The organism is Lichenibacterium ramalinae, assembly GCF_004137085.1.
Classification (GTDB): Bacteria; Pseudomonadota; Alphaproteobacteria; order Rhizobiales; family Beijerinckiaceae; genus Lichenihabitans; species Lichenihabitans ramalinae.
This window is the reverse complement of sequence record NZ_QYBC01000027.1, coordinates 22,981-44,548: the sequence shown is the minus strand read 5'-3', so window position 1 is coordinate 44,548 and position 21,568 is coordinate 22,981. Positions and strand designations below refer to the sequence as shown.

Annotated in this window: 23 protein-coding genes; 8 read left to right on the top strand and 15 right to left on the bottom strand. The window is 72.2% G+C overall.

Annotated elements, in window-relative coordinates:
• The first annotated feature begins 959 nt into the window (after nucleotides 1–959).
• Nucleotides 960–1,247, top strand: coding sequence for a hypothetical protein (locus D3272_RS24070; protein WP_129221786.1), 288 nt, complete (start codon nucleotides 960–962; stop codon nucleotides 1,245–1,247).
• A 215-nt stretch (nucleotides 1,248–1,462) separates the two neighbouring features.
• Here the strand turns inward: D3272_RS24070 and D3272_RS24065 are convergent, their stop codons facing one another.
• On the bottom strand, nucleotides 1,463–1,996 hold the full coding sequence (locus tag D3272_RS24065) for an adenine phosphoribosyltransferase (protein ID WP_129221785.1): 534 nt from the start codon (nucleotides 1,994–1,996) through the stop codon (nucleotides 1,463–1,465).
• A 273-nt stretch (nucleotides 1,997–2,269) separates the two neighbouring features.
• A complete protein-coding gene (locus D3272_RS24060; protein WP_129221784.1) occupies nucleotides 2,270–3,139 on the bottom strand; it encodes an S-methyl-5'-thioadenosine phosphorylase in 870 nt (289 codons plus the stop codon).
• A 342-nt stretch (nucleotides 3,140–3,481) separates the two neighbouring features.
• On the opposite strand from D3272_RS24060, the gene dnaK reads away from it, so the two are divergent.
• The 7 genes from dnaK (at nucleotide 3,482) to D3272_RS24025 (ending at nucleotide 10,351) form a co-directional block, all read left to right on the top strand.
• The gene (gene dnaK, locus D3272_RS24055; RefSeq protein ID WP_129221783.1) at nucleotides 3,482–5,389 is read left to right on the top strand and encodes a molecular chaperone DnaK; all 1,908 of its coding nucleotides are present in this window, start codon (nucleotides 3,482–3,484) and stop codon (nucleotides 5,387–5,389) included.
• A 257-nt stretch (nucleotides 5,390–5,646) separates the two neighbouring features.
• Entirely contained in the window at nucleotides 5,647–6,780 is a 1,134-nt protein-coding gene (gene dnaJ / locus D3272_RS24050; RefSeq protein ID WP_129221782.1) for a molecular chaperone DnaJ, read from the top strand.
• A gap of 168 nt (nucleotides 6,781–6,948) precedes the next feature.
• Complete coding sequence (locus D3272_RS24045; RefSeq protein WP_129221781.1) at nucleotides 6,949–7,803, top strand: class I SAM-dependent methyltransferase; 855 nt, start codon at nucleotides 6,949–6,951, stop codon at nucleotides 7,801–7,803.
• A gap of 232 nt (nucleotides 7,804–8,035) precedes the next feature.
• Nucleotides 8,036–8,782 carry a YebC/PmpR family DNA-binding transcriptional regulator gene (locus tag D3272_RS24040; protein WP_129221780.1) on the top strand — a complete coding sequence of 249 codons (747 nt, stop codon included), beginning with the start codon at nucleotides 8,036–8,038 and terminating at the stop codon, nucleotides 8,780–8,782.
• A 4-nt stretch (nucleotides 8,783–8,786) separates the two neighbouring features.
• A complete protein-coding gene (gene ruvC, locus D3272_RS24035) occupies nucleotides 8,787–9,314 on the top strand; it encodes a crossover junction endodeoxyribonuclease RuvC (RefSeq protein WP_129221778.1) in 528 nt (175 codons plus the stop codon).
• Nucleotides 9,311–9,919, top strand: coding sequence for a Holliday junction branch migration protein RuvA (gene ruvA, locus D3272_RS24030; protein ID WP_129221776.1), 609 nt, complete (start codon nucleotides 9,311–9,313; stop codon nucleotides 9,917–9,919). The genes ruvC and ruvA overlap by 4 nt, the downstream gene beginning before the upstream one ends.
• 159 nt (nucleotides 9,920–10,078) lie before the next feature.
• On the top strand, nucleotides 10,079–10,351 hold the full coding sequence (locus D3272_RS24025) for a DUF6894 family protein (RefSeq protein ID WP_129221774.1): 273 nt from the start codon (nucleotides 10,079–10,081) through the stop codon (nucleotides 10,349–10,351).
• A 142-nt stretch (nucleotides 10,352–10,493) separates the two neighbouring features.
• On the opposite strand, the gene nudC is transcribed toward D3272_RS24025, so the two are convergent.
• The 13 genes from nudC to D3272_RS23960 form a co-directional block, all read right to left on the bottom strand.
• Nucleotides 10,494–11,432 carry an NAD(+) diphosphatase gene (gene nudC, locus D3272_RS24020; RefSeq protein WP_129221772.1) on the bottom strand — a complete coding sequence of 313 codons (939 nt, stop codon included), beginning with the start codon at nucleotides 11,430–11,432 and terminating at the stop codon, nucleotides 10,494–10,496.
• 43 nt (nucleotides 11,433–11,475) lie between these two features.
• Entirely contained in the window at nucleotides 11,476–11,898 is a 423-nt protein-coding gene (locus D3272_RS24015; RefSeq protein WP_129221770.1) for an HIT domain-containing protein, read from the bottom strand.
• 32 nt (nucleotides 11,899–11,930) lie between these two features.
• Nucleotides 11,931–12,893, bottom strand: coding sequence for a 2-hydroxyacid dehydrogenase (locus D3272_RS24010; protein WP_129221768.1), 963 nt, complete (start codon nucleotides 12,891–12,893; stop codon nucleotides 11,931–11,933).
• Nucleotides 12,890–14,254 (bottom strand): thymidine phosphorylase, encoded by a 1,365-nt coding sequence (gene deoA, locus D3272_RS24005; protein WP_129221767.1) that lies wholly within the window; start codon nucleotides 14,252–14,254, stop codon nucleotides 12,890–12,892. The genes D3272_RS24010 and deoA overlap by 4 nt, the downstream gene beginning before the upstream one ends.
• Nucleotides 14,247–15,062 (bottom strand): purine-nucleoside phosphorylase, encoded by an 816-nt coding sequence (locus D3272_RS24000; protein WP_129221765.1) that lies wholly within the window; start codon nucleotides 15,060–15,062, stop codon nucleotides 14,247–14,249. The genes deoA and D3272_RS24000 overlap by 8 nt, the downstream gene beginning before the upstream one ends.
• A gap of 5 nt (nucleotides 15,063–15,067) precedes the next feature.
• Nucleotides 15,068–15,475: a cytidine deaminase gene (cdd, locus tag D3272_RS23995; RefSeq protein WP_129221763.1), complete on the bottom strand. Its 408-nt coding sequence runs from the start codon at nucleotides 15,473–15,475 to the stop codon at nucleotides 15,068–15,070.
• A complete protein-coding gene (locus D3272_RS23990; protein ID WP_129221761.1) occupies nucleotides 15,475–16,452 on the bottom strand; it encodes an ABC transporter permease in 978 nt (325 codons plus the stop codon). The genes cdd and D3272_RS23990 overlap by 1 nt, the downstream gene beginning before the upstream one ends.
• On the bottom strand, nucleotides 16,452–17,564 hold the full coding sequence (locus D3272_RS23985) for an ABC transporter permease (protein ID WP_245496760.1): 1,113 nt from the start codon (nucleotides 17,562–17,564) through the stop codon (nucleotides 16,452–16,454). Before D3272_RS23985 ends, D3272_RS23990 begins: the two co-directional genes overlap by 1 nt.
• Before the next feature lie 94 nt (nucleotides 17,565–17,658).
• Nucleotides 17,659–18,087 carry a VOC family protein gene (locus tag D3272_RS23980; RefSeq protein ID WP_129221758.1) on the bottom strand — a complete coding sequence of 143 codons (429 nt, stop codon included), beginning with the start codon at nucleotides 18,085–18,087 and terminating at the stop codon, nucleotides 17,659–17,661.
• Between the two features lie 70 nt (nucleotides 18,088–18,157).
• Entirely contained in the window at nucleotides 18,158–19,717 is a 1,560-nt protein-coding gene (locus D3272_RS23975; RefSeq protein WP_129221756.1) for an ABC transporter ATP-binding protein, read from the bottom strand.
• A gap of 228 nt (nucleotides 19,718–19,945) precedes the next feature.
• Nucleotides 19,946–20,947, bottom strand: a complete 1,002-nt coding sequence (locus D3272_RS23970; RefSeq protein ID WP_129221755.1) for a BMP family lipoprotein — start codon at nucleotides 20,945–20,947, stop codon at nucleotides 19,946–19,948.
• Between the two features lie 125 nt (nucleotides 20,948–21,072).
• On the bottom strand, nucleotides 21,073–21,378 hold the full coding sequence (locus D3272_RS23965; RefSeq protein WP_129221754.1) for a ribbon-helix-helix domain-containing protein: 306 nt from the start codon (nucleotides 21,376–21,378) through the stop codon (nucleotides 21,073–21,075).
• A complete protein-coding gene (locus D3272_RS23960; protein ID WP_129221752.1) occupies nucleotides 21,362–21,559 on the bottom strand; it encodes a DUF4169 family protein in 198 nt (65 codons plus the stop codon). Before D3272_RS23960 ends, D3272_RS23965 begins: the two co-directional genes overlap by 17 nt.
• Nucleotides 21,560–21,568: the final 9 nt, after the last annotated feature.

Sequence of the window (21,568 nt, the reverse complement as noted above, 5' to 3'; positions counted from 1 at the left end):
GAAAACCGGCAGGCCGTGCGAAGGACGGCGGTCTTCAGACTGCGGCCCGATGCCTGGGACGCTTCGGCAGCCCGACCGGGACGATGGCCGAAACGCAACCGGGTATCCGAAATGCATGCGGCGTCCGGCACACGGCAGCATCAACCCCGCTGGGATGAGGCCGCGACGGCGCTGATGCGAATGCCGCCTTCCAGGACGGTCGGGACGATGACGCGACGGACGGCACAGGGCGCTCATATCCTCTTAGCATGCCGTCTCCCGTCACCGTTCCTCGAACCAGCGGCGCCCGTGATCGGTTCACTGCAGCACGATCCTCGGTCCGCGGCCGTTCGGCTGACGTGGGCGTTGCGCGTGGCGTCGACCCCTGCACGCGCGCCAACTAGCACTGCTTGGGCACATGAAGATAGCGGGGTCAGCGAAAGCGGTGCTGGCCACAGGAGCGTCGTTCGCCCGGGCAAACATATGCGCTGGCCCGAGCGGCCAGCGCGCGCTGCCGCGCCGGGAGCGCCTGACAGGTCAGCCTGGACAGCGAGGCCTCGACAGGATCGAGCCACCAGCACGACGAGGGCGTGCAGAGGAACGTCCTCCGCGGGGTGTCGGCCAGCCGCCTGCGGCCTGTGCGGCGGCCTCCGGCGTCTGTCCGCTCCCCATCAGCCGTACCAGTCGCTCTCGACCGATGGGTGTCGAACGGGCAGTCTTGTGCAGGCCGATCCGCTACCTCCCGTGGCACTGGAGCTTCGCAACCCCCACTACCTCGGTGAGAACCAGATGGGTGATCCACGGGAGGCTCACCAGGCCGCGTGGTGGCCTCGGTCATTGCGCTGGGATCGGCTCACGACGTCGAAAGGTGACCGGAGGCCCGATCCGATCCACCTGGACGTAGCAGGCAGTCTGGCCCGCCAGCTTGCCGATCATCACAGGTGGGGGCCGTTGCTTCGGGAGGGTCGCTCACGACTGGATTGTCCGACGACGCTTCAGACGTCGACCTCTACGTCCACCTCCACGTCCACCTCCAAGACGAGTTGCCGCAGCATCGGGGTGATGGAGGTCACGTACTGTCGTTGGCGGCAGAAGCATGGTGGGCTGAAGACCATGCTGAGCTGATGAAGAAACTGGAAATCGAGGACAGCCGGCATCTCGAGGCGATCGCGGATCTCACGTTCGACAAGCTGATCGAAGCAGGAGGCATCCCCGGGGACATTTCTGAGCCTTGCACGCCGACGCGTTCGAATCGACCATGGCCGTGATGTGCCGAAGGTTTCCGAGCGCCGCGCCTGCCCGGCACCCGCGCCGCGGGATCGCGGCCCGCGATGCGGGGAACGGGCAGTCCTGCTCCATCACGGCGACACCGGCGTGCGGCCTGGGGATGGGGTGGAATGCGCGCGCCGCCATGGCGTCGAAGGCGCGGATGGCAGGGCTGGCGCGTGTCGGCGACGGCCTGGCATTCGCCAGGCGAAGCCCGTCAGTGGCCCGCGAACTCCATCAGGGTGCGCACCGGCACGCCGAGGTCCCGGATCTTGCGGGCGCCGCCGAGGTCGGGCAGGTCGATGACGAAGCAGGCGGCCTCGACCTCGGCGCCGATGCGCTTCAGGAGCGCCACCGCCGCCGTGGCGGTGCCGCCGGTGGCGATGAGGTCGTCGACGAGGATCACCCGTTCGCCCGGCGCCACGGCATCCTCGTGCATCTCCATCTCGTCGATGCCGTATTCGAGCGAATAGGCGATCGACACGGTGGCGTGGGGCAGCTTGCCCTTCTTGCGGATCGGCACGAAGCCGGCCGATAGCTGGTGCGCCACCGCGCCGCCGAGGATGAAGCCGCGCGCCTCGATGCCCGCCACCTTGTCGACCTTGGTGCCGGCCCAGGGCTGCACCAATTCGTCGATGGCGCGGCGGAAGGCGCGGGCGTCGCCCAGCAGGGTGGTGATGTCGCGGAAGACGATCCCGGGCTTCGGATAATCCGGGATGGAGCGGATGGAGGAGCGCAGGTCGCTGGACATCGAGGGCCTCGGGCCGGGGTTCGGCGACAGGGTTTAGTGGATCCGTCCTGATCACGCGAGCTTTTCGGCCCGGCCGCCCTCATCGCACGCGCGGCCGCCGGTTCCGGTGGACCGGTGCCGCATCGGCCTCACCTGTGGCCCGATCGCCATAGCGCATCGCAGGGCCGGCGTGATTCCGTCGCCGCAGATGGTTGGCGGACCGCCATCTGTCCGGCTCCGCCGCAGGCCCTTGGCCACCCTGCGGCGGGGCCGGTGCGGCGGGCAGGCCCGGCGTCACAGGACCCGGCCCGCGATCCCCCTGAGCTTCTCGACCAGCGCGGGGTCGCGCATCGCCGGGGCCGTCATGATGGCGTTGTCGAGGGCGCGGTCGGAGCGGACCGGGCAGGGCTCGTGCTCGGCCGGGAAGCCGCCGATGACGCGCGCCAGCAGGGCCGCGGCCTTGCCGGCGTTCTCGCGCACCACCTTGACGACGGCCGCGACGTCCACCTCGTCGTGTTCGGGATGCCAGCAGTCGAAATCCGTCACCATGGCGATGGTCGCGTAGGAGATCTCGGCCTCGCGGGCCAGCTTGGCCTCCGGCATCGCCGTCATGCCGATCACGTCGTAGCCCTGCGCCTTGTAGCCGAGCGACTCGGCGCGGGAGGAGAACTGCGGCCCCTCCATGCACACGTAGGTGCCGCCCTTGACGAAGGCGATGTCCTCCTCCCGGGCCGCGGCCGCGATGCGGTCCACCAGGAGCGGCGCCACGGGATGGGCCATGGACACGTGGGCCACGCAGCCGTCGCCGAAGAAGGACGAGGCCCGGCCCACGGTGCGGTCCACGAACTGGTCCACCAGCACGAACAGCCCGGGGTAGAACTCGGCCCGGAACGAGCCGCAGGCCGACACGGAGACGAGGTCCGTCACCCCCGCCGCCTTCAGGGCCGCGATGTTGGCGCGATAGTCGATGCCGGAGGGCGACAGGCGGTGGCCGCGCCCGTGGCGCGGCAGGAACACGGCGTCGCGCCCGCCGATCCGCCCGAAGCGCAGCACGTCCGACGGCTCGCCCCAGGGCGTCGACACCCGCTCCTCGCGGGCGTCCTCGAGCCCGGGAAGGTCGTAGACGCCCGAGCCCCCGATGATGCCGATCACTGCCGCCGTCATATGCGCTCCCGCCGGACCGCCACGGCCCGGCCCGAGCTTGGACGCGGGCCCGCGGGGCCGCAAGTGCCACCCGCCGCGGGAAGCCCGGCCCGCGGCCGGCCGTGGCTTGCGCGCTATTTTTCGCGCCCCTATATCGGCCGCGAACTTGCGCGGCGGGGACGTCGACACAATCTCAAAATGGCAATCGGGGACCGGGCGGAGGCGGGCCGTCCGAGGGTGTTTCGCGGCGCCGGGAAAGGCTTCGGGCCTCGCCGGCGGCGGAAACGACCTTTCGGCCCCACCGCCCAGGAGCCGGGTCGCTACGGGACCCGGTGGTCTCGCGAAGGAAAGGACATCATCCCAATGGCTAAAGTTATCGGCATCGACCTCGGCACCACCAACTCCTGCGTCGCCGTGATGGAAGGGTCGACGCCCAAGGTGATCGAGAATGCGGAAGGGGCCCGCACCACGCCCTCCATCGTCGCCTTCACCGAGGACGGCGAGCGGCTCGTCGGCCAGCCCGCCAAGCGGCAGGGCGTCACCAATCCGGAGCGCACCTTCTTCGCCATCAAGCGCCTCATCGGCCGTCCCTTCGAGGACCCGATGACCAAGAAGGACATGGGCCTCGTCCCCTACCGGATCGTGCGGGCCCCCAACGGCGACGCCTGGGTGCAGTCGGGCGACAAGTCCTATTCGCCCTCGCAGATCTCGGCCTTCACCCTGCAGAAGATGAAGGAGACCGCGGAAGCCTTCCTGGGCTCCACCGTCACTCAGGCCGTCATCACGGTGCCGGCCTATTTCAACGATGCCCAGCGCCAGGCCACCAAGGACGCCGGCAAGATCGCCGGTCTCGAAGTCCTGCGCATCATCAACGAGCCGACCGCGGCGGCCCTCGCCTATGGGCTCGACAAGCGCACCGCCGGCACGATCGCCGTCTATGACCTCGGCGGCGGCACGTTCGACGTTTCGGTGCTGGAGATCGGCGACGGCGTCTTCGAGGTGAAGTCGACGAACGGCGACACGTTCCTCGGCGGCGAGGACTTCGACAACCGCATCGTGGAATACCTGGCCGACGAGTTCCGCAAGGAGAACACCGTCGACCTGCGCAAGGACAAGCTGGCCCTCCAGCGCCTGAAGGAGGCGGCCGAGAAGGCCAAGATCGAGCTCTCCTCGGCCACCCAGACCGAGATCAACCTGCCCTACATCACGGCGGACGCCTCGGGCCCGAAGCACCTCACCCTGAAGCTGACGCGCGCCAAGCTCGAAGCCCTGGTCGAGGACCTGATCCAGCGCACCGTCGAGCCCTGCCGCAAGGCCCTCAAGGACGCCGGCCTGTCGGCGGGCGAGATCGACGAGGTGGTCCTGGTCGGCGGCATGACCCGCATGCCGAAGGTGCAGGAGATCGTGAAGCAGTTCTTCGGCAAGGAGCCCCACAAGGGCGTCAACCCGGACGAGGTCGTGGCCATCGGCGCCGCCGTCCAGGCCGGCGTGCTGCAGGGCGACGTCAAGGACGTGCTGCTGCTCGACGTGACCCCGCTGTCGCTCGGCATCGAGACGCTCGGCGGCGTGTTCACGCGCCTCATCGAGCGCAACACCACGATCCCGACGAAGAAGAGCCAGGTCTTCTCGACCGCCGAGGACAACCAGACCGCCGTGACGATCCGGGTGTTCCAGGGCGAGCGCGAGATGGCGGCCGACAACAAGATCCTCGGCCAGTTCGACCTCGTCGGCATTCCGTCGGCGCCGCGCGGCGTGCCGCAGATCGAGGTGACGTTCGACATCGACGCCAACGGCATCGTCAACGTGACGGCGAAGGACAAGGCCACCAACAAGGAGCAGCAGATCCGCATCCAGGCCTCGGGGGGCCTGTCGGACGCCGACATCGACAAGATGGTCAAGGATGCCGAACTGCATGCCGCCGATGACAAGAAGCGGCGCGAGCTGATCGATGCCAAGAACCAGGCCGAGGCCATGATCCACTCGACCGAGAAGTCGATGGCGGATTACGGCGACAAGGTTTCGGCGGCCGACCGCTCGGCCGTGGAAGGCGCGGTCGCGGCCCTGCGTCCGGTCCTCGAAGGCGAGGACGTGGAAGCCATCAAGGCCCGCACCAACGACCTCATGCAGGCTTCGATGAAGCTCGGCGAGGCCATGTACAAGGCCAGCAGCGCCGAGGGCGGCGCCGAGCCCCAGGCCGCGGGCGGCAACGACGACGTCATCGACGCCGACTTCAAGGAAGTGGGCGAGGACGACAAGAAGCGTCGCGCCTGACGGGGCTTTCCGGGGCGGGCCGGCGGCCCGCCCCTCCCGAACACGGTCGACAAGCACCGGCCCGGCCCCGTCCGGGCCGGTCGCGTGTCCGGGCGACCACGGCCCGCCCTTCGGTGGGAACGGCGCCCTTGCCGCTCGCCGCCGCACATGCCACCTGAGGCTGAGCGGGTCTTTTTCCTCGTCCGCCGGAACTTTCTCCGTGATCTCGTCGCGCCGTGCCCGGTGGCCGCGCGACCTCCGACCTGGATCCGCCTTCGATGGCCAAACGCGATTTCTACGACCTCCTGGGCGTGAGCAAGACGGCGACGGATGCCGAGCTCAAATCCGCCTTCCGCAAGGCCGCCCTCCAGTGCCATCCGGACCGCAACCCGGGCGACAAGGACGCGGAAGCCAAGTTCAAGGAGGTCAACGAAGCCTATCAGGTGCTGTCGGACGGGCAGAAGCGCGCCGCCTACGACCGCTTCGGCCATGCCGCCTTCGAGCATGGGGGCGGCGGTGGCGGCGGCGGGGGCGACGGGTTCCCGTCCTCCATGGCCGACATCTTCGACGACCTCTTCGGCGACATGATGGGCCGCTCGCGCGGGCGGGCCAGCGGTGGGCGCGAGCGCGGCTCGGACCTGCGCTACAATCTCGAGATCAGCCTCGAGGACGCGTTCAAGGGCAAGACCGCCACGGTGAAGATGCCGATCTCGGTCGCCTGCGACAATTGCTCGGGCTCGGGCGCCAAGCCGGGATCGAAGCCCCGCACCTGCGCGACCTGCGCGGGCCACGGCCGCGTCCGCGCCCAGCAGGGCTTCTTCGCCATCGAGCGCACCTGCCCGGCCTGCGGCGGCCGCGGCGAAGTCATCGACAACCCGTGCCCGGCCTGCGCCGGCACCGGCCGCGTCACGCGCGAGCGGGCCCTGTCCGTCAACGTGCCGGCCGGCGTCGAGGACGGCACCCGCATCCGGCTGGCCGGGGAAGGGGAGGCGGGGCTGCGCGGCGGCCCGGCGGGGGACCTATACATCTTTCTGTCGGTGAAACCCCATCCGTTCTTCCAGCGCGACGGGGCCGACCTCTATTGCCGCGTGCCCATCTCCTTCATCCAGGCGGCGCTCGGCGGAGACTTCAGCGTCCCGACGCTCGACGGCACCGACGCCAAGGTGAAGATCCCCGAGGGCACCCAGTCGGGCAAGCAGTTCCGCATCAAGCACAAGGGCATGCCGGTGCTCCGCTCGCGCGATGTCGGCGACCTCTACATCCAGGCGGTCGTCGAGACGCCGCAGAGCCTGACGAAGCGCCAGCGCGAACTGCTCCAGGAGTTCGAGTCGATCTCGTCGCAGAAGACCCATCCCGAGGCGGCCGGCTTCTTCGGCAAGATGCGGGACTTCTTCGACAACCTCAGCACCTGACGGCGGGGGAGGGGGCGGAAGGGGGGCGCCCGCGCGCGCCCTGCCTTGATTATGACCGTTCAATGACCCACAAAGCCAGCACGCCAGAACCCGAAGCGGGACCTGAGCGTTCAGAACCGCAGGGTGGAACCATGGCCGAGGGTCACATTGCGCTTTGAACCCCGGGGAATGCCCTCGGCCCGTCACAAGAAGCCGCTCGACGAACGCCTGGCCGACGAGGCCCGCTTCATCAGGACCTGGCTGGAAAACCCGGTCGGCACCGGGGCCGTCTCCCCGTCGGGCCGCTACCTGGCCCGGGCCATGGCGCGGGCGGTCGACCCCGAACGTCCCGGCCCGGTCGTCGAACTCGGCCCCGGCACCGGCCCCGTCACGGATGCGCTGATCGCGCGGGGCATCGCGCCCGAGCGCCTCGTCCTGGTGGAGTTCGATCCGCAGTTCTGCAAGCTGCTGCAGCGGCGCTACCCCGGCGCCACCGTCATCCAGGGCGACGCCTACGACCTCGCCGCGACGCTGGAGGGGGTGCTCGACGCGCCCGCCGCCACCGTCGTGTCCAGCCTGCCCCTGCGCAACCAGCCCGAACGCCATCGCCTGTCGCTGCTGGAGCAGGCCTTCGCGGTGCTGCAGCCCGGCGGCAGCTTCGTCCAGTTCACCTACGGCATCGCCTCGCCCATGCCGCTGCGCGCCGGCCACCATCCCTGCTTCGAGGCCGAAGTCTCGCCCCCGGTGTGGCTCAACCTGCCGCCGGCCCGCGTCTGGATCTACCGGGCCGCCGAGACGCCGGCGCTGATCCGGGCGCGCGACGGCGCCAAGGTGCGGCTCGAACTCGCGTCCCGCCCCGACCCGCGCGGGGACGAGAAGCGCGACCGGTTGAAGCTCGTGATCCGGCTCAAGGCCCGCAAGGCGCGCGACGAGTTCAGGGTCCAGGCGGAACGCGTGATGGACGGACTGAAGCCCAAGCGGCGCGCGCCCGACCCGCTCGCCGCCACCGCCAAGCTGCGCAACCGGCCCCGCGGCCGGCACTGACGCGGGGCGCGACGCTGTCCCGAGCCCGCCGGGCGGTCGCCGACGCCGAGCTTCGGCCTCGGCCCGCGACGGGCTTCGCGTCTCAGGGCCGGTGTGTGTGTCGGCCCCGGCGTGACACGCGCTTGCCGGTTCCCTCTCCGCCCCAAGGGATGTAAGGACGGGGTCCCCCTTTCACGCCCCGGGCGCGGGTGCCTCCCGGCACCCCCCGGCCCACCGCTGCGAGACCCCGAGAATGGCCGGCCATAGCCAGTTCAAGAACATCATGCACAAGAAGGGCAAGCAGGACGCCGTCCGCTCCAAGCTCTTCTCCAAGCTGGCCCGCGAGATCACCGTGGCGGCGAAGCTCGGCCTGCCGGATCCCGCCATGAACGCCCGCCTGCGCTCGGCCGTGATCGCGGCCCGCCAGGAGAACATGCCGAAGGACAACATCGACCGGGCCATCAAGAAGGCGTCCGGTGCCGATGCCGAGAACTACGACGAGGTGCGCTACGAGGGTTACGCCCCGGGCGGCGTCGCCATCATCATCGAAGCCCTGACCGACAACCGCAACCGCACGGCCGGCGAGGTTCGCTCCTACTTCACCAAGGCGGGCGGCGCCATGGCGGAGACCGGGGCCGTGTCCTTCATGTTCGACCACGTGGGCCGCATCGAATATGCGCGCGAGGCCGGCTCGGAGGACGTCGTGATGGAGGCGGCCATCGAGGCCGGCGCCGACGACGTCGTGACGGGCGAGGACGGGTTCGAGGTCCTGACCTCGCTCGAAGCGCTGCGCGATGTCGAGAAGGCGCTCGAAGGCCCGCTCGGGGCGCCGCGCCGCTCCGCCCTGGTGTGGCGGCCGCAGACCTCGATCGCGGTGGACGACGAGGCGGGGGAGAAGATCCTGAAGCTCGTCGGCGCGCTCGAGGACAACGACGATGTCCAGAACGTCTACGCCAACTTCGAGGTGTCGGACGCGCTCGTCGCCAAGATGAACGCCTGACCGCTTGGCCAACCCCGTCCGCATCCTCGGCATCGACCCCGGCCTGCGCCACACGGGCTGGGGCGTCATCACGGCCGAAGGGTCGCGCCTCTCCTACGTGGCCTCCGGCGCCATCCACACCGAGGCCGACGCACCGCTCAGCGAGCGCCTGCGGGTGCTCCACGTCGGGCTCAGCCAGGTCATCGAGGCCGAATGGCCCGACGAGGCCGCCGTGGAGGAGACCTTCGTCAACAGCGATCCGCGCGGCGCCTTGAAGCTCGGCCAGGCGCGCGGCATCGCCATGGTGGTGCCGGCGCTGGCGGGCCTGCCGGTCGCCGAATATCCCAACAACATCGTCAAGAAGGCCGTGACCGGGACCGGTCATGCCGAGAAGGCGCAGGTGGCCGCCATGTTGAAGGTGCTGCTGCCGCGCAGCCACGCCGCGACGCCGGACGCCGCCGATGCGCTGGCGGTGGCCATCACCCACGCCAACCACCGTCGCCCCGCCAGCGTGCAGGCCGCCATCGTGCGGGCCGTGGCGGGCGGGCGATGATCGGCAAGCTGCGCGGCACCGTCGACAGCGCCGGCGTCGAATCCGTGGTGCTCGACGTCGGCGGGGTCGGCTACCTCGTCCATTGCTCGCCCCGCACGCTTTCGGCCCTGCCGGCGCCGGGCGAGCCCGTGTCGCTGCTGGTCGACACCCACGTCCGCGAGGACATGATCCGCCTCTACGGCTTCGTCACCGAGGCCGAGCGGGAATGGTTCCGGCTCATGCAGGGCGTCCAGGGCGTCGGTGCCCGGCTCGCGCTGGCGATCCTCGGCGTGCTATCCACGGGCGCCCTGGCCCAGGCGGTGGCGGGCGGCGACAAGGCGGCGGTGGCACGGGCCCCGGGCGTCGGGCCGAAGCTCGCCGCCCGCATCGTCCTCGAGCTCAAGGACAAGGGGCCGGGCGGCGCCGCGGACGCCATCGTCATGCCCGGCCACGAGCCCGGCTCCCCCCTGCCGCAGAACGTCGAGGATGCCGTGTCGGCCCTGGTCAACCTCGGCTACGGCCGTCCGCAGGCGGCGGGGGCGGTCGCCGCCGCCGTCGCGTCGCTCGGGGCCGAGGCCGCCACGGCGGCGCTGATCCGGGGCGGCCTCAAGGCCCTGTCGATGTGAAGACCCGGATCCGGCGCCGCCGCGCGGCTTGAAAAGGCCGGCGCGTTGGGATCAGATCTCCGGGCGCGTCCGAGGCGTGACGGAGGCGGGGCCGCGCGGCTGCCGTTTCCGCATCGAAGACATCCCCGAGCTCGCGCCAGGAACGGAAGGGCCTCAGCCGTGCCCCGATACTACTTCGACATCTACGACAACGAGAACCTGTTCCAGGACGACTACGGCATCGAGCTGGAAAGCCTCTACGCGGCCCGGGACCAGGCTATCGCGCTGCTGCCCGACGTCGCCCGGGACGTGCTGCCCGACGGCGACCACCACACGTTCAAGGCCGTGGTCAAATGCCGTGAGCGGCGCGTCCGCTACGTGGTGTCGCTGACGCTGGACGGGGCCTGGGTCGAGCCCCCCACCTACGCCGAAGGCGAACCGGCGCCGCCCTGATCCCGACCCGGTGGGCACCGCTCCCGGTGTCCGGGCCGGAGCCCGCGAACAGGCTCGCCATGGCGAGACGGCGATCGCCGGCGGCGGCCTCACACCCGCCGGAGCGACGTCACCGAGGACCCGAGCGCCCCGGCCGGCGGGATCAGTCCCCGGCCCACGCCAGCACGATGTGGTGCGCGATGGCCATGGGCATGGGGCAGGTGAGGCCCTCGGGATGCCGGCCGTCCAGCATCGCCCGAACGGCGTCGCGGGTGAACCAGCGGGCGTCCTCCAGCTCGTCCCGGTCGATCGTGATCTCGGTCGAGGCCGCCTCCACGACGCAGCCGATCATCAGCGAGGAGGGGAAGGGCCAGGGCTGGCAGCCGAGATAGGTCACGGCGCCGCAGCGGATGCCCGCCTCCTCGCCGATCTCGCGCCGCACCGCCTCCTCGATGGTTTCGCCGGGCTCGAGAAAGCCCGCCAGGCACGAATACATGCCGGCCGGGAAGCGCGGCTGGCGGCCCAGCAGGCACCGCTCGCCGTCGACCGCCAGCATGATGACGACCGGGTCGGTGCGGGGGAAATGGTGCAGCCCGCACTGGAGGCAGATGCGCTTCCAGCCGCTGGTGGAACTCTCCGTGGCGGTGCCGCAACGGCCGCAGAACCGATGGCTCGCATGCCAGGACAGGAGCGACTTGCCCTCGGCCAGGGCGCCGACGTCGTCCGGCGCGACGCCACCCTCGGCCGCGACCTGGCGGAGGTTGAGGAGTTCGAGGCCGTCCTGCGCGGCGAGCGGCGCCTCGGTCTCGCTCTCGACCTGAACGGCGAAGGCCGGGCCGCGCGCGTCCGTGCCGAGGAAGACGCGCTGGCCCGTGCGGCCCAGGGCCTCCGCCTCGCCGAAGCCGAACCAGAGGTCCAGCGCGCTGCCGGCCCCGCGCTTGACCGCGACGCTCTCGCCCAGGACCGCGAGGGTCCGGGCGCCCGGGGCGGTCGCGGCGTCGCGCTGGAAGTCCTCGTCGTCGCGACGGTTGGCCAGGCGGTCCAGCGCGTTGTGGGCGAAGCCGAGGGAGGCTGAACTCTTCGCGAAATCGGCGGGGGTCATGCGGGTCCTTCGACGACGTGCGGTCTGCCGGCTTTCTATCGGCTCATTCCCCGCCGGGAAAGCCGACGGCCGCGCCGATCCGGCCGGCGAGCGCCCGTGCCGCACCGGGCGGATAGGGCAGGGGGGTCCCGTGGCCCCAGACGGGGCCGGGCCAGGCGGCGTCGCCGGCGGATCGGGCCACCACGTGGACGTGGAGCTGGGACACGACGTTGCCGAGCGCCCCGACGTTCAGCTTCTCGGCGCCGGTCTCCCGCGCGAGCGCCTGCGACGCCAGGGCGATCTCCTCCATCAACACGGCCCGCTCGCCGGGCGGCAGGTCGGTGAACTCGCGCAGCTCCGGCCGGCGCGGCACCAGGATCAGCCAGGGAAACCGGGCGTCGCCCATCAGCAGCAGGCGGCACAGCGGCAGGTCGCCGACCGGCAGGGTGTCGGCGGCGAGGCGGGGGTGGAGGGCGAAGGCGTTCATGAGACCATCATGGGACGGTGCCGGGCCGGCGCCTAATAGGCGCGGTCGCGGTCGACGAGATGGCGCAACGGCTCGCCGCGCCGATGCGCCAGGATCTGGCCGGCGATGAGGTCGGCGATGGCCTCGGGGTCGGACAGCGCGGCGTTGTGGGGCGTGACCGTCACGCCGGGATGGCGCCACAGCGGCGAGGCGCGCTCGAGCGGTTCGCGGGTGAAGACGTCGAGCGTCGCGGCCCTGAGCGTGCCGTCGTCGAGGCAGGCGAGGATGTCGTCCTCGCGCTGCAGCCCGCCGCGGCCCGCATTGACCAGGACCGGGCCGCCGAGCCGGCCGCCCCGCGCCAGCTTGCCGAAGAGGCGCGCATCGAGCAGGCCCTCCGTGTCCGGCGTCAGCGGCAGCAACACGACGAGGATGTCGGTGCGCGCCAGGAAGGCGTCGAGCGCGCCGGTGCCCGCGTAGCAGGCGAGGCCCGGCACGTCGCGCGGCGACCGGCTCCAGCCCGCGACGTCGAAGCCCACCATGGCGAGCTTGGTCGCGGCGTCGATGCCGAGCACGCCGAGCCCCATCACGCCCACCCGCACGGCCCGGGCCGCCGGCTGGTGGGGATCGTCGGCCCAGCGCGCCTCCGCCTGCTGGCGTGCGTAGCGCCGCGCCTGCCGGTGATGGGCCAGCACCTGCAGCAGGACCCATTCGCTCATGCGGTTCGTCAGATCCGGGTCGACGACGCGCGCCACCGGCACGCCGGCCGGCAGCGCGGCATCGGCCAGCAGGTGATCCACCCCGGCGCCGAGCGAGAAGACGGCGTCCAGCGCGGGCAGGCCGGCGAGGCTGCCGTGCGGGTGCTTCCAGGCCGCGACGTAGCGGACGGCCGCCGGGTCGACCGCGTCGCCCAGCGCCGCCACGGCGAGGCCGGGCAGGCGGCGGCCGAAGGCCTCGATCCAGGGAACGGCCTCGCGGCGGTCGCCGCCGACCGACACCAGCAGCACGTCCGGGGTCATGGGCGAGCTCCCACGGCATCGGCGCCGATGCGCCCCATCACGGGCGCGCGGGCCGGCGGTGCCTCGCCGATGCGGCAGGCGCGCCGCAGCAGCGCCGCCGCCACATCGGCCGAGGCTTCCGAACGCGCCATCACGGTGCCGAGCGGGCGCCCCCCGGGCCCGACCGTGGCGCCGAGCGGCGCCAGGCCCGAGAAGCCCACCGAGGGGTCGACGGCCTCGCCGGCCCGCGTCCTGCCGCCGCCGAGGCCCACGACCGCCATGCCGACCAGGCGCACGTCGATGGCGGCGAGCGATCCATGGGTGTCGGCGAAGACGTCGCGGCACACCGGGGCGCGGGGCAGGTGGTGGTCGGGCCGCGACAGCAGGTCGGAGGGGCCGCCCTGGGCCCGCACCATGGCGGCGAAGCGCTCGGCCGCCCGGCCGGAGCGCAGCGCCTCGGCGATGCGGCGGGCGCCGTCGGCGGGGTCGTCGGCGAGCCCGCCGAGCGCCAGGGCCTCGCCGCCGAGCGCCGTCACCACGGCGTCGACCCGGGGATCGAAGCGGCCCTGCGTCAGCACCGCGACGGCGTGGCGGACCTCGAGGGCGTTGCCGGCGGCGTCGGCGAGCGGCTGGTCCATGTCGGTGAGCAGCGCGGTGGTGGGCAGGCCGGCGCCCGCCGCCACCGCGACGAGGCTTTGCGCCAGGGCGCGGGCGTCCTCGGGGTCCGTCATGAAGGCGCCCGAACCGGTCTTCACGTCCATCACCAGGGCGTCGAGGCCCGCGGCCCGCTTCTTCGACAGGATGGAGGCCGTGATGAGCGGGACGGATTCGACCGTGGCGGTGACGTCCCGCACGGCGTAGAGCCGCGCATCGGCCGGCGCGACATCGGCCGTGGCGCCCACGATGGCGCAGCCGCAGCCGCACACGATCTCCTGCAGTTCCGGCACGTCGATGGCGGTGCGGAACCCCGGGATGGCTTCGAGCTTGTCGAGCGTGCCGCCGGTGTGGCCGAGGCCGCGGCCCGAGATCATCGGCACGAAGGCGCCGCAGGCGGCCAGCGCCGGCGCCAGGATGAGGCTGACGTTGTCGCCGATGCCGCCGGTGGAATGCTTGTCGAGGACGGGGCCGCCGAGCCGGCAGGCGCGCCAGTCCAGCACGGCGCCCGACAGCGTCATGCTTTCCGTCAGCGCCACCGTCTCGGCCCGGTCCATGCCGCGCCAATAGACCGCCATGGCGAAGGCGCCGATCTGCTCGGCGCCGATGCTGCCGTCGGCGATGCCGGCCACGAAACGCTCGATCTCGACGGGGGCCAGCGCGGCGCCGTCCCGCTTGCGGCGGATGATCTCGCTCGGCAGGGCCGAGGGCCGCGACGGGTCAGGCATCGTCCCGCGCCCGGAAGTAGCTGCGCAGCAGCCGCTTCAGCCCGATGGAGCCGCCGAGCGCCACCTCCTTGGTTTCGCCGTGGCTGGGGTTGCCGCTGCCGATGCCGGTCGCGAAGTTGGTGATGACCGAAAGCCCCGCGACGCGCAGCCCGAGGCGCCGCGCCAGGATGACCTCGGGCACGGTCGACATGCCGACGAGGTCGGCGCCGAGCAGCTTGGCCATCTTCACCTCGGCGGCCGTCTCGAAGGACGGGCCGGAGAACCACATGTAGACGCCTTCCCGCAGCGCCGTGACGCCCGCCTGCACGGCGGCGCGCTTGAGGCGCAGGCGGATGTGGCGGTCGTAGGCATCGGCCAGCGGCACGAAGCGGTCGTCGCCCGCCATGCCGACCAGCGGGTTCAGGCCCGAGAAGTTGATGTGGTCGGAGATCAGCGCCATCGAGCCCGGGTACCAATCGGGGTGGAGGGACCCCGCCGAATTGGTCAGGAGCAGGTGGTGGGTGCCGAGCCGGGCCACGACCTCCAGCGGCACCCGCATGGCGGCGGGGTTCCCGGTCTCGTAATAATGGCTGCGCCCCTGCAGCACGAGGACGCGCGAGCCTTCCCAGGTTCCGGCGACGAGGCGGCCGCCGTGGCCCGAAACGCCGGCCGCCGGGAAGCCCGGGAGGTCGCCGTAGGGCACGGCGATGGCGCCCTCCAGCGCTTCCGCGATGGTGCCGAGCCCGGTGCCCAGCACCACGGCGGTCTCGAACGGCCCCGTGATGCCCCGTCCGGCGAGGGCGGCGAGGGCGGTGTCGGTGTCGTCCATGGGTGTCAGGCTCCCGCCGCGAGATGGTCCGGCCCGAAGCTCGCCGGCAGGAGCTCGTCGAGTGTGAAGCTGCGGCGCGGCCCCTCCGGCCCGGCGATGTGGATGGGCGTGCCGGGCGCGGCGAACTCGCGGATGCGCTGGCGGCAGCCGCCGCAGGGGGTGACGAGCGCGTCCCCGTCGCCCACCACCATCACGGCCGCGATGGCGCGCTCCCCCGCCAGGGCCATGGCGGCGATGGCGCCGGCCTCGGCGCAGGAGCCCTGCGGGTAGGCGGCATTCTCGACGTTGCAGCCCGGGAAGATGCGGCCCGACGGCGTCAGCACGGCGGCGCCGACCCGGAAGCGCGAATAGGGCGCGTAGGCATTCTCCTGCGCGGCGCGCGCCGCCGCGAACAGGTCCTCGATGACGGCCATCACCGCTCCTTGGTGTAGGGGATGCCGCCCGCCCGCGGCGGCACCGCCCGGCCGATGAAGCCTGCGAGAAGCACCACGGTCAAGAGATAGGGCAGCGCCTGGATGGCCTGGACCGGGACTTCGCCGATGCCCGGCAGCACCGTGCCCTGCAGCCGGATGGCGGCGGCATCGAGGAAGCCGAACAGGAAGCAGGTCGCCAGCGCCGGCCAGGGCCGCCATTTGGCGAAGACCAGCGCGGCGAGCGCGATGAAGCCCTTGCCGGCCGTCATGCCGGTGAGGAAACCGGCGGCCTGGCCGACCGACAGGTAGGTGCCGGCGAAGCCGCAGAGCACGCCCGCGATGAGCACGGCGGCGTAGCGGATGCCCCGCACCGAGACGCCGGCCGTGTCGACCGCCGCGGGGTTCTCGCCCGTGGCCCGCAGCCGGAGTCCGAACCGGGTACGGTAGAGCACGAAGGCCGTCAGCGGCACGGCCGCGAGGGCGAGATAGGTCAGGACGTCGTGGCCCGAAACGAGGTCGCGGTAGAGCGGCCCCAGCACCGGCACGGCGCGCACAGCCTCGGCCCCCGGCCAGGCGATGTCGCCGAAGCGCGAGGCGGGCGCGGTGAGCTGCGGGGTGCGGCCGCCCTGGCCGTACCAGGCGTTGCCGACCGCGGCCGTGAGCCCCGCCGCCAGCATGTTGACGGCGGCGCCCGAGACGATCTGGTTGCCCCGCGCGTCGATGGAGGCGAAACCGTGGGCCAGGGCGAAGGCCAGCGAGGCCGCGATGCCGGCCGCCAACCCCACCGCCGCGCTGCCGGACGCGTCCGCGGCGGCGGCGGCGGCGAAGGCGGCCGCCAGCATCTTGCCTTCGAGGCCGATGTCGAAGATGCCGGCGCGCTCGGACCAGAGCCCGGCCAGGCAGGCGAAGATCAGCGGCACCGACAGGCGCAGGCTGGAGGCGAGGATGAGGGCCGCGGCCGCGACGGCATCCGCCATCACGGGATCTCCCCGCCGGGTTCGGCGACGCGGGGCGGCAGGCTGGTCTCGCCCGTGTCGCGCGGCCGGAGGCCGGCGTCGAACAGCCGGGCGAGGCCGCGGCGGAACAGCCCTTCGAGGGCGCCGGCGAAGAACACCACCAGGCCCTGCACCACCACGATCATGTCGCGCGTCACCTTGGGCTCGTCGAAGGCGAGTTCGGCGCCGCCCTGGTAGAGCATGCCGAACAGGAACGAGGCCAGCACCACGCCGAGCGGGTGGCCCCGGCCCATCAGCGCCACCGCGATGCCGACGAAGCCGTAGCCGGAGGTGAAGTCGAGCAGCAGGCGGCCCTGCACGCCCATGATTTCGTTGACCGCCACGCCGCCGGCGAGCGCGCCCGACAGCGCCATGGCCAGCACGGTGACGCGGGCCGGCGAGATGCCGCCGTAGACGGCCGCCTGCGGGTTCTGCCCGACGGTGCGGATCTCGTAGCCGGTGCGGGTGCGCCACACGAAGACCCACACGGCGAGCGCGCAGGCGAGCGCCAGGACGAAGCTGAGGTTCAGCGGCGTCGTCGGGGCCGCGATCCCCACCGCGGCCAGCACGGACTGCAGCGAGGGCACGATGGCGGCGGGCGGGAAGGCCGCCGATTCGGCCTGCATGTCGCCCGTCGGCCGCAGCAGGTTCACCAGCACGTAGGCCATCAGGGTCGAGGCCAGGAAGTTGAACATGATGGTGGTGATGACGATGTGGCTGCCGCGCCGCGCCTGCAGCACGGCCGGCACGGTGGCCCAGGCGGCGCCGAAGGCGGCGGCCGCCGCGATGCCCGCCGGGATCACCAGCCAGGGCGGCAGGGCGCCGCCGTGCAGGCACACGAGCGCGCAGCCGAGCCCCCCGATATAGGCCTGCCCGTCGGCGCCGATGTTGAACAGGCCGCCCTGGAAGGCCAGGCTCACGGCCAGCCCCGTGAAGATGAAGTCGGTGGCGTAGTAGAGCGTGAAGCCCAGGCCCTCGCCGGAGCCGAGGCTGCCGCCGACGAGTTCGCGCAGGGCGTTCCACGGATCGACCCCGATGGCGCCGAGCACGAGGCCGCCCGCCAGGAAGGCGGTGGCGACGCTGAGCAGCGGCACGAGCACGATGTCGGCCCAGGCCGGAAGGGTGCGGGCGGCGCTCAGGCGCGCCTCCCCGGCCCTGCGGGGCGCGGCCGCGCGCGACCGATGCCGCTCATGCGGGCAGCACCAGGTTGCCGGCGGGGTCGAGCGGGAAGAAGGGGTTGTGGGCCAGTTCCCAGATGTGGCCGTCCGGGTCGGCGAAATAGCCCGAATAGCCGCCCCAGAAGGCCGTCTCGGGGGCCTTGAGCACCCGCGCGCCGGCCGCCAGCGCCTTGGCGAAGGCGGCGTCCACGGCGTCCGGGCTGGCGAGGTTCTGGGCGAGCGAGATCCCCGGGAAGCCCGGCTGCGGGTCGACCACGGCCGCGTCGGCCGCCAGCGCCGCCCGGCCGAAGAGCGACAGCGCCATGCCGTTCATCTGGAAGAAAGCCACGTCGTCGCCCTGGCTGGCGCTCGACGCCGTCCAGCCCAGCGCCTCGTAGAAGCGCCGCGCCGTCGGCACCGAGGCCACGCCGAGCGTCACGATGGTGATGCGCTGGTCCATCAGGAGACCCCGCGCCGTGGCGGCTTCGGTGTCGCGTCCGTGTGTCGTGTCATGCTCGCCTTCGACGCCCTCATGGCTCGGCCGCCCCGGCCGTCCCGTCCTCGACGCCCGCCATCATCAGGCCGAGCGCGCTCACGATGGCGGGGTCGTCGGCGGCGCCGGGCGGCGGCCGACGCCGCCCGGTGATCCGCCCGCCGCACATGACGAGGATCAGGTCGCCGAGAGCCAGCACCTCGTCGAGTTCCACCGACACGACCAGGATGGCAACCCCCCGGTCGCGCAGCGCCACGAGGCGGCGGTGGATGAATTCGATGGCGCCGATGTCGACCCCGCGGGTCGGCTGGCCGCAGAGCACGATGCGGGGCTCGCGCTCCATCTCGCGGGCCAGCACGATCTTCTGCTGGTTGCCGCCGGAGAAATTCGCGGTCTTGAGCCGCGGCGCCGCCGGGCGGACGTCGTAGTCGGCCATCTTGCGCGCCATGTCGCCGAGCACGGCCCGCCGGCTGAGGAAGGGCCCGCGGCCGAACCGCGGCTCGCGGTGGATGCCCAGGATGGCGCTTTCCGCGGCCTCGAACGCCGTGACCAGCCCCATGCGGTGCCGATCCTCCGGGATGTGGACGAGGCCGAGGCGGCCGAGGGCGCGCGGCGCGCGGTCGGCGGGCGCGACGGGGCGGCCGTCGATCAGGATCTCGCCCCCCGCCAGGGGGCGGAGGCCGGCCAGGACTTCGAGGAGTTCCGACTGGCCGTTGCCCGCCACGCCGGCGAGGCCGGCGATCTCGCCGGCATGCAGCGTGAACGACACGTCGTCGAGCAGCTTGACGCCGTGGGCGTCGATCGCCGTGACGTTGCGGGCCTCGAGGCGCGGCGGCCCGGGCCGGGCCGGGCTCCGCGCCACCGTGAGGGCGACGCGGCGACCCACCATGGCGTCGGCGAGCCGCGCCGGCGTGGTGGCGGCCGTGTCCACGGTCTCGACGATCGTGCCCCGCCGCATCACCGACACGCGGTCCGTCACCGCCATGATCTCGCGCAGCTTGTGGGTGATCAGCACCACGGTGACGCCCTGGCGCCGCAGCGTGCGCAGCATGTCGAAGAGGCCGTCCGCCTCGGCCGGCGTCAGCACGGCCGTGGGCTCGTCGAGGATGAGCACGTCGGCGCCGCGCAGCAGCGCCTTCACGATCTCGACGCGTTGCTGCAGGCCGACGCCGAGGTCGCCGACGCGGGCGTCGGGGTCCACGGCGAGGCCGTAATCGCGCGCCAGCCCCGCCATGCGGGCGCGGATCCCGGCGGCGCCGCGCCGCAGCAAGGGCCCGCCCTCGGCGCCCAGCATGACGTTGTCGAGCACGCTCAGCGTGTCGACCAGCATGAAGTGCTGGTGGACCATGCCGATGCCGTGGCGGATGGAATCGCGCGAGGAGGCGATGCGGACCGGCCGGCCCTTGACGCGGATCTCGCCGGCATCGGCCTCGTAGAAGCCGTAGACGATGGACATCAGCGTCGACTTGCCGGCGCCGTTCTCGCCCACGATGCCGTGGATCGTGCCGGCCGCCACCGACAGGTCGACGTCCCGGTTGGCCTGCACCGGGCCGAAGCTCTTGGCGATGCCGACGAGGTCGAGCGCCGGGGCGGTCACGCGGGCCGGGCCTCGATGCGGAGCGGAAGCGGATCCGCCGACGGCGAAAGCGCTCGGGCGGCACCGGGTCGCGGCCGCGCCTCGGGCGTCCGGGTGCGGGACGGCGTGCTCATCGGCCTCGGATGGTTCAGACGCCGAGACCGTATCGAACGCGTGCCCGGATGCCCCCTGAAAACATCGGAAAAGCTCCCTTGGTTTTCGAGCAGAAGGGCATCCATTCACCGGCGCTCAGCTGGGGCAGGCGTTGTCGGCCATATAGTCGTGCACGCTGATCTTGCCCGATTCGATGTCGTCTGCCGCGGCCTTGGCGGCCTTGAGCATGTCGGGGGTCAGCAGGCTCTTGTTGTACTGGTCCTGGGCGTAGGAGACGCCGTCCTCCTTGAGGCCCAGCACCAGGATGCCGGGCTTCCAGGTGCCGGCCTTGGCGGCCTTGAACGTGTCCTCCACGGCGACGTCGACGTGTTTCAGCATGGAGGTCAGGACGTGGCCGGGGAACAGGCCGTTCTGGTCGGAATCGACGCCGATGCCCAGTTTGCCGGCATCCGCTGCGGCCCGCAGCACGCCCACGCCGGTGGCGCCGGCCGCGTGGTAGATGACGTCCGCGCCGCGGTCCATCTGCGACTTGGCGAGTTCGCCGCCCTTCACCGGGTCGGTCCAGGCGGCGCCGGTCGTGCCGGTCATGTTCTGCAGCACCTCGACCTTCGGGTCGGCGTATTTGGCACCCTGGACGTAGCCGCAGGAGAACTTGTGGATCAGCGGGATGTCCATGCCGCCGACGAAGCCGATCTTGCCGGTCTTGGACGCCTTGGCGGCGAGCAGCCCGACCAGGAACGAGCCCTCGCCCTCCTTGAACAGCACCGACTGGACGTTGGGTTTGTCGACCACGGCGTCGACGATGACGAACTGCGTCTTGGGGAACTCGGCCGCCACCTTCTCCATGGCGCTGGCCTGGCTGAAGCCGATCGCCACGATGGGCGTCATGCCGTCCTTGGCGAACTTGCGCATGGCCTGCTCGCGCTGGGCGTCGTTCTGGATCTCGAAGTCGCGGAACGAGACCCCGGTCTCCTTCTTGAACTTCTCCGCGCCGTCGAAGGCCCCCTCGTTGAAGCTTTTGTCGAACTTGCCGCCGATGTCGTAGATCAGGGCCGGCTTGATGTCGGCGGCCAGGGCCGCCCCCGAGACCAGGAGGCTGGCGCTCGCCAGAAGTGCCGCAAACCTGCCCGTCGCCATGGTGACTTCCCTCGCGTGGCCCGCCCCGTCGGGGCCGTCTCGCGCCGAGCATTGCACGCCGCGTGCCGTGCGGGAAGCCGGGACATGCGGGCCGGCGGTCGGCGGCTCGGTCGGGCCGATCCGGCTCAGGACGCGGCAGGCCGGGGATGCCCGGTCGGCTCTCCGCCCTCGGGCGCCCCGGCGCGCGGGCCGGAGGCGCCGCCCGCGCGAAAGAAGCGCAGCGCGAAGACCCGGATGGCCGACGACAGGTTGGCGTCGCCTCGCCCCCTGTCGATCTCGGACACGAGCGCGGCGAGCGACAGGCCGCGCGCCCGGGCGATCTCGGCGAGGGCGGTCCAGAAATCATCCTCGAGCGACACGCTGGTGCGGTGCCCCGCGATGCTCAGGGACCGCTTGGCGACGGTCGCCGCCGCTTCAGTCGGTCGGTCCATCGCCGGGCGCCTCGATGCGGTGCCGGTCGAGCGCCGCGTCGCGGCGCGCCCGTTCCTCGGCGGCGCCGGCCCGCTCGACCGCGGAGCGGCCGGAGGCCGCGCGATTGCGGGACGCCTCCTCGGCCCTGACGAGCCGGTCCCGCGCCTTGCGGGCGCGCCGGAGGTTGACGACCTCTCCCACGGGCGGCCT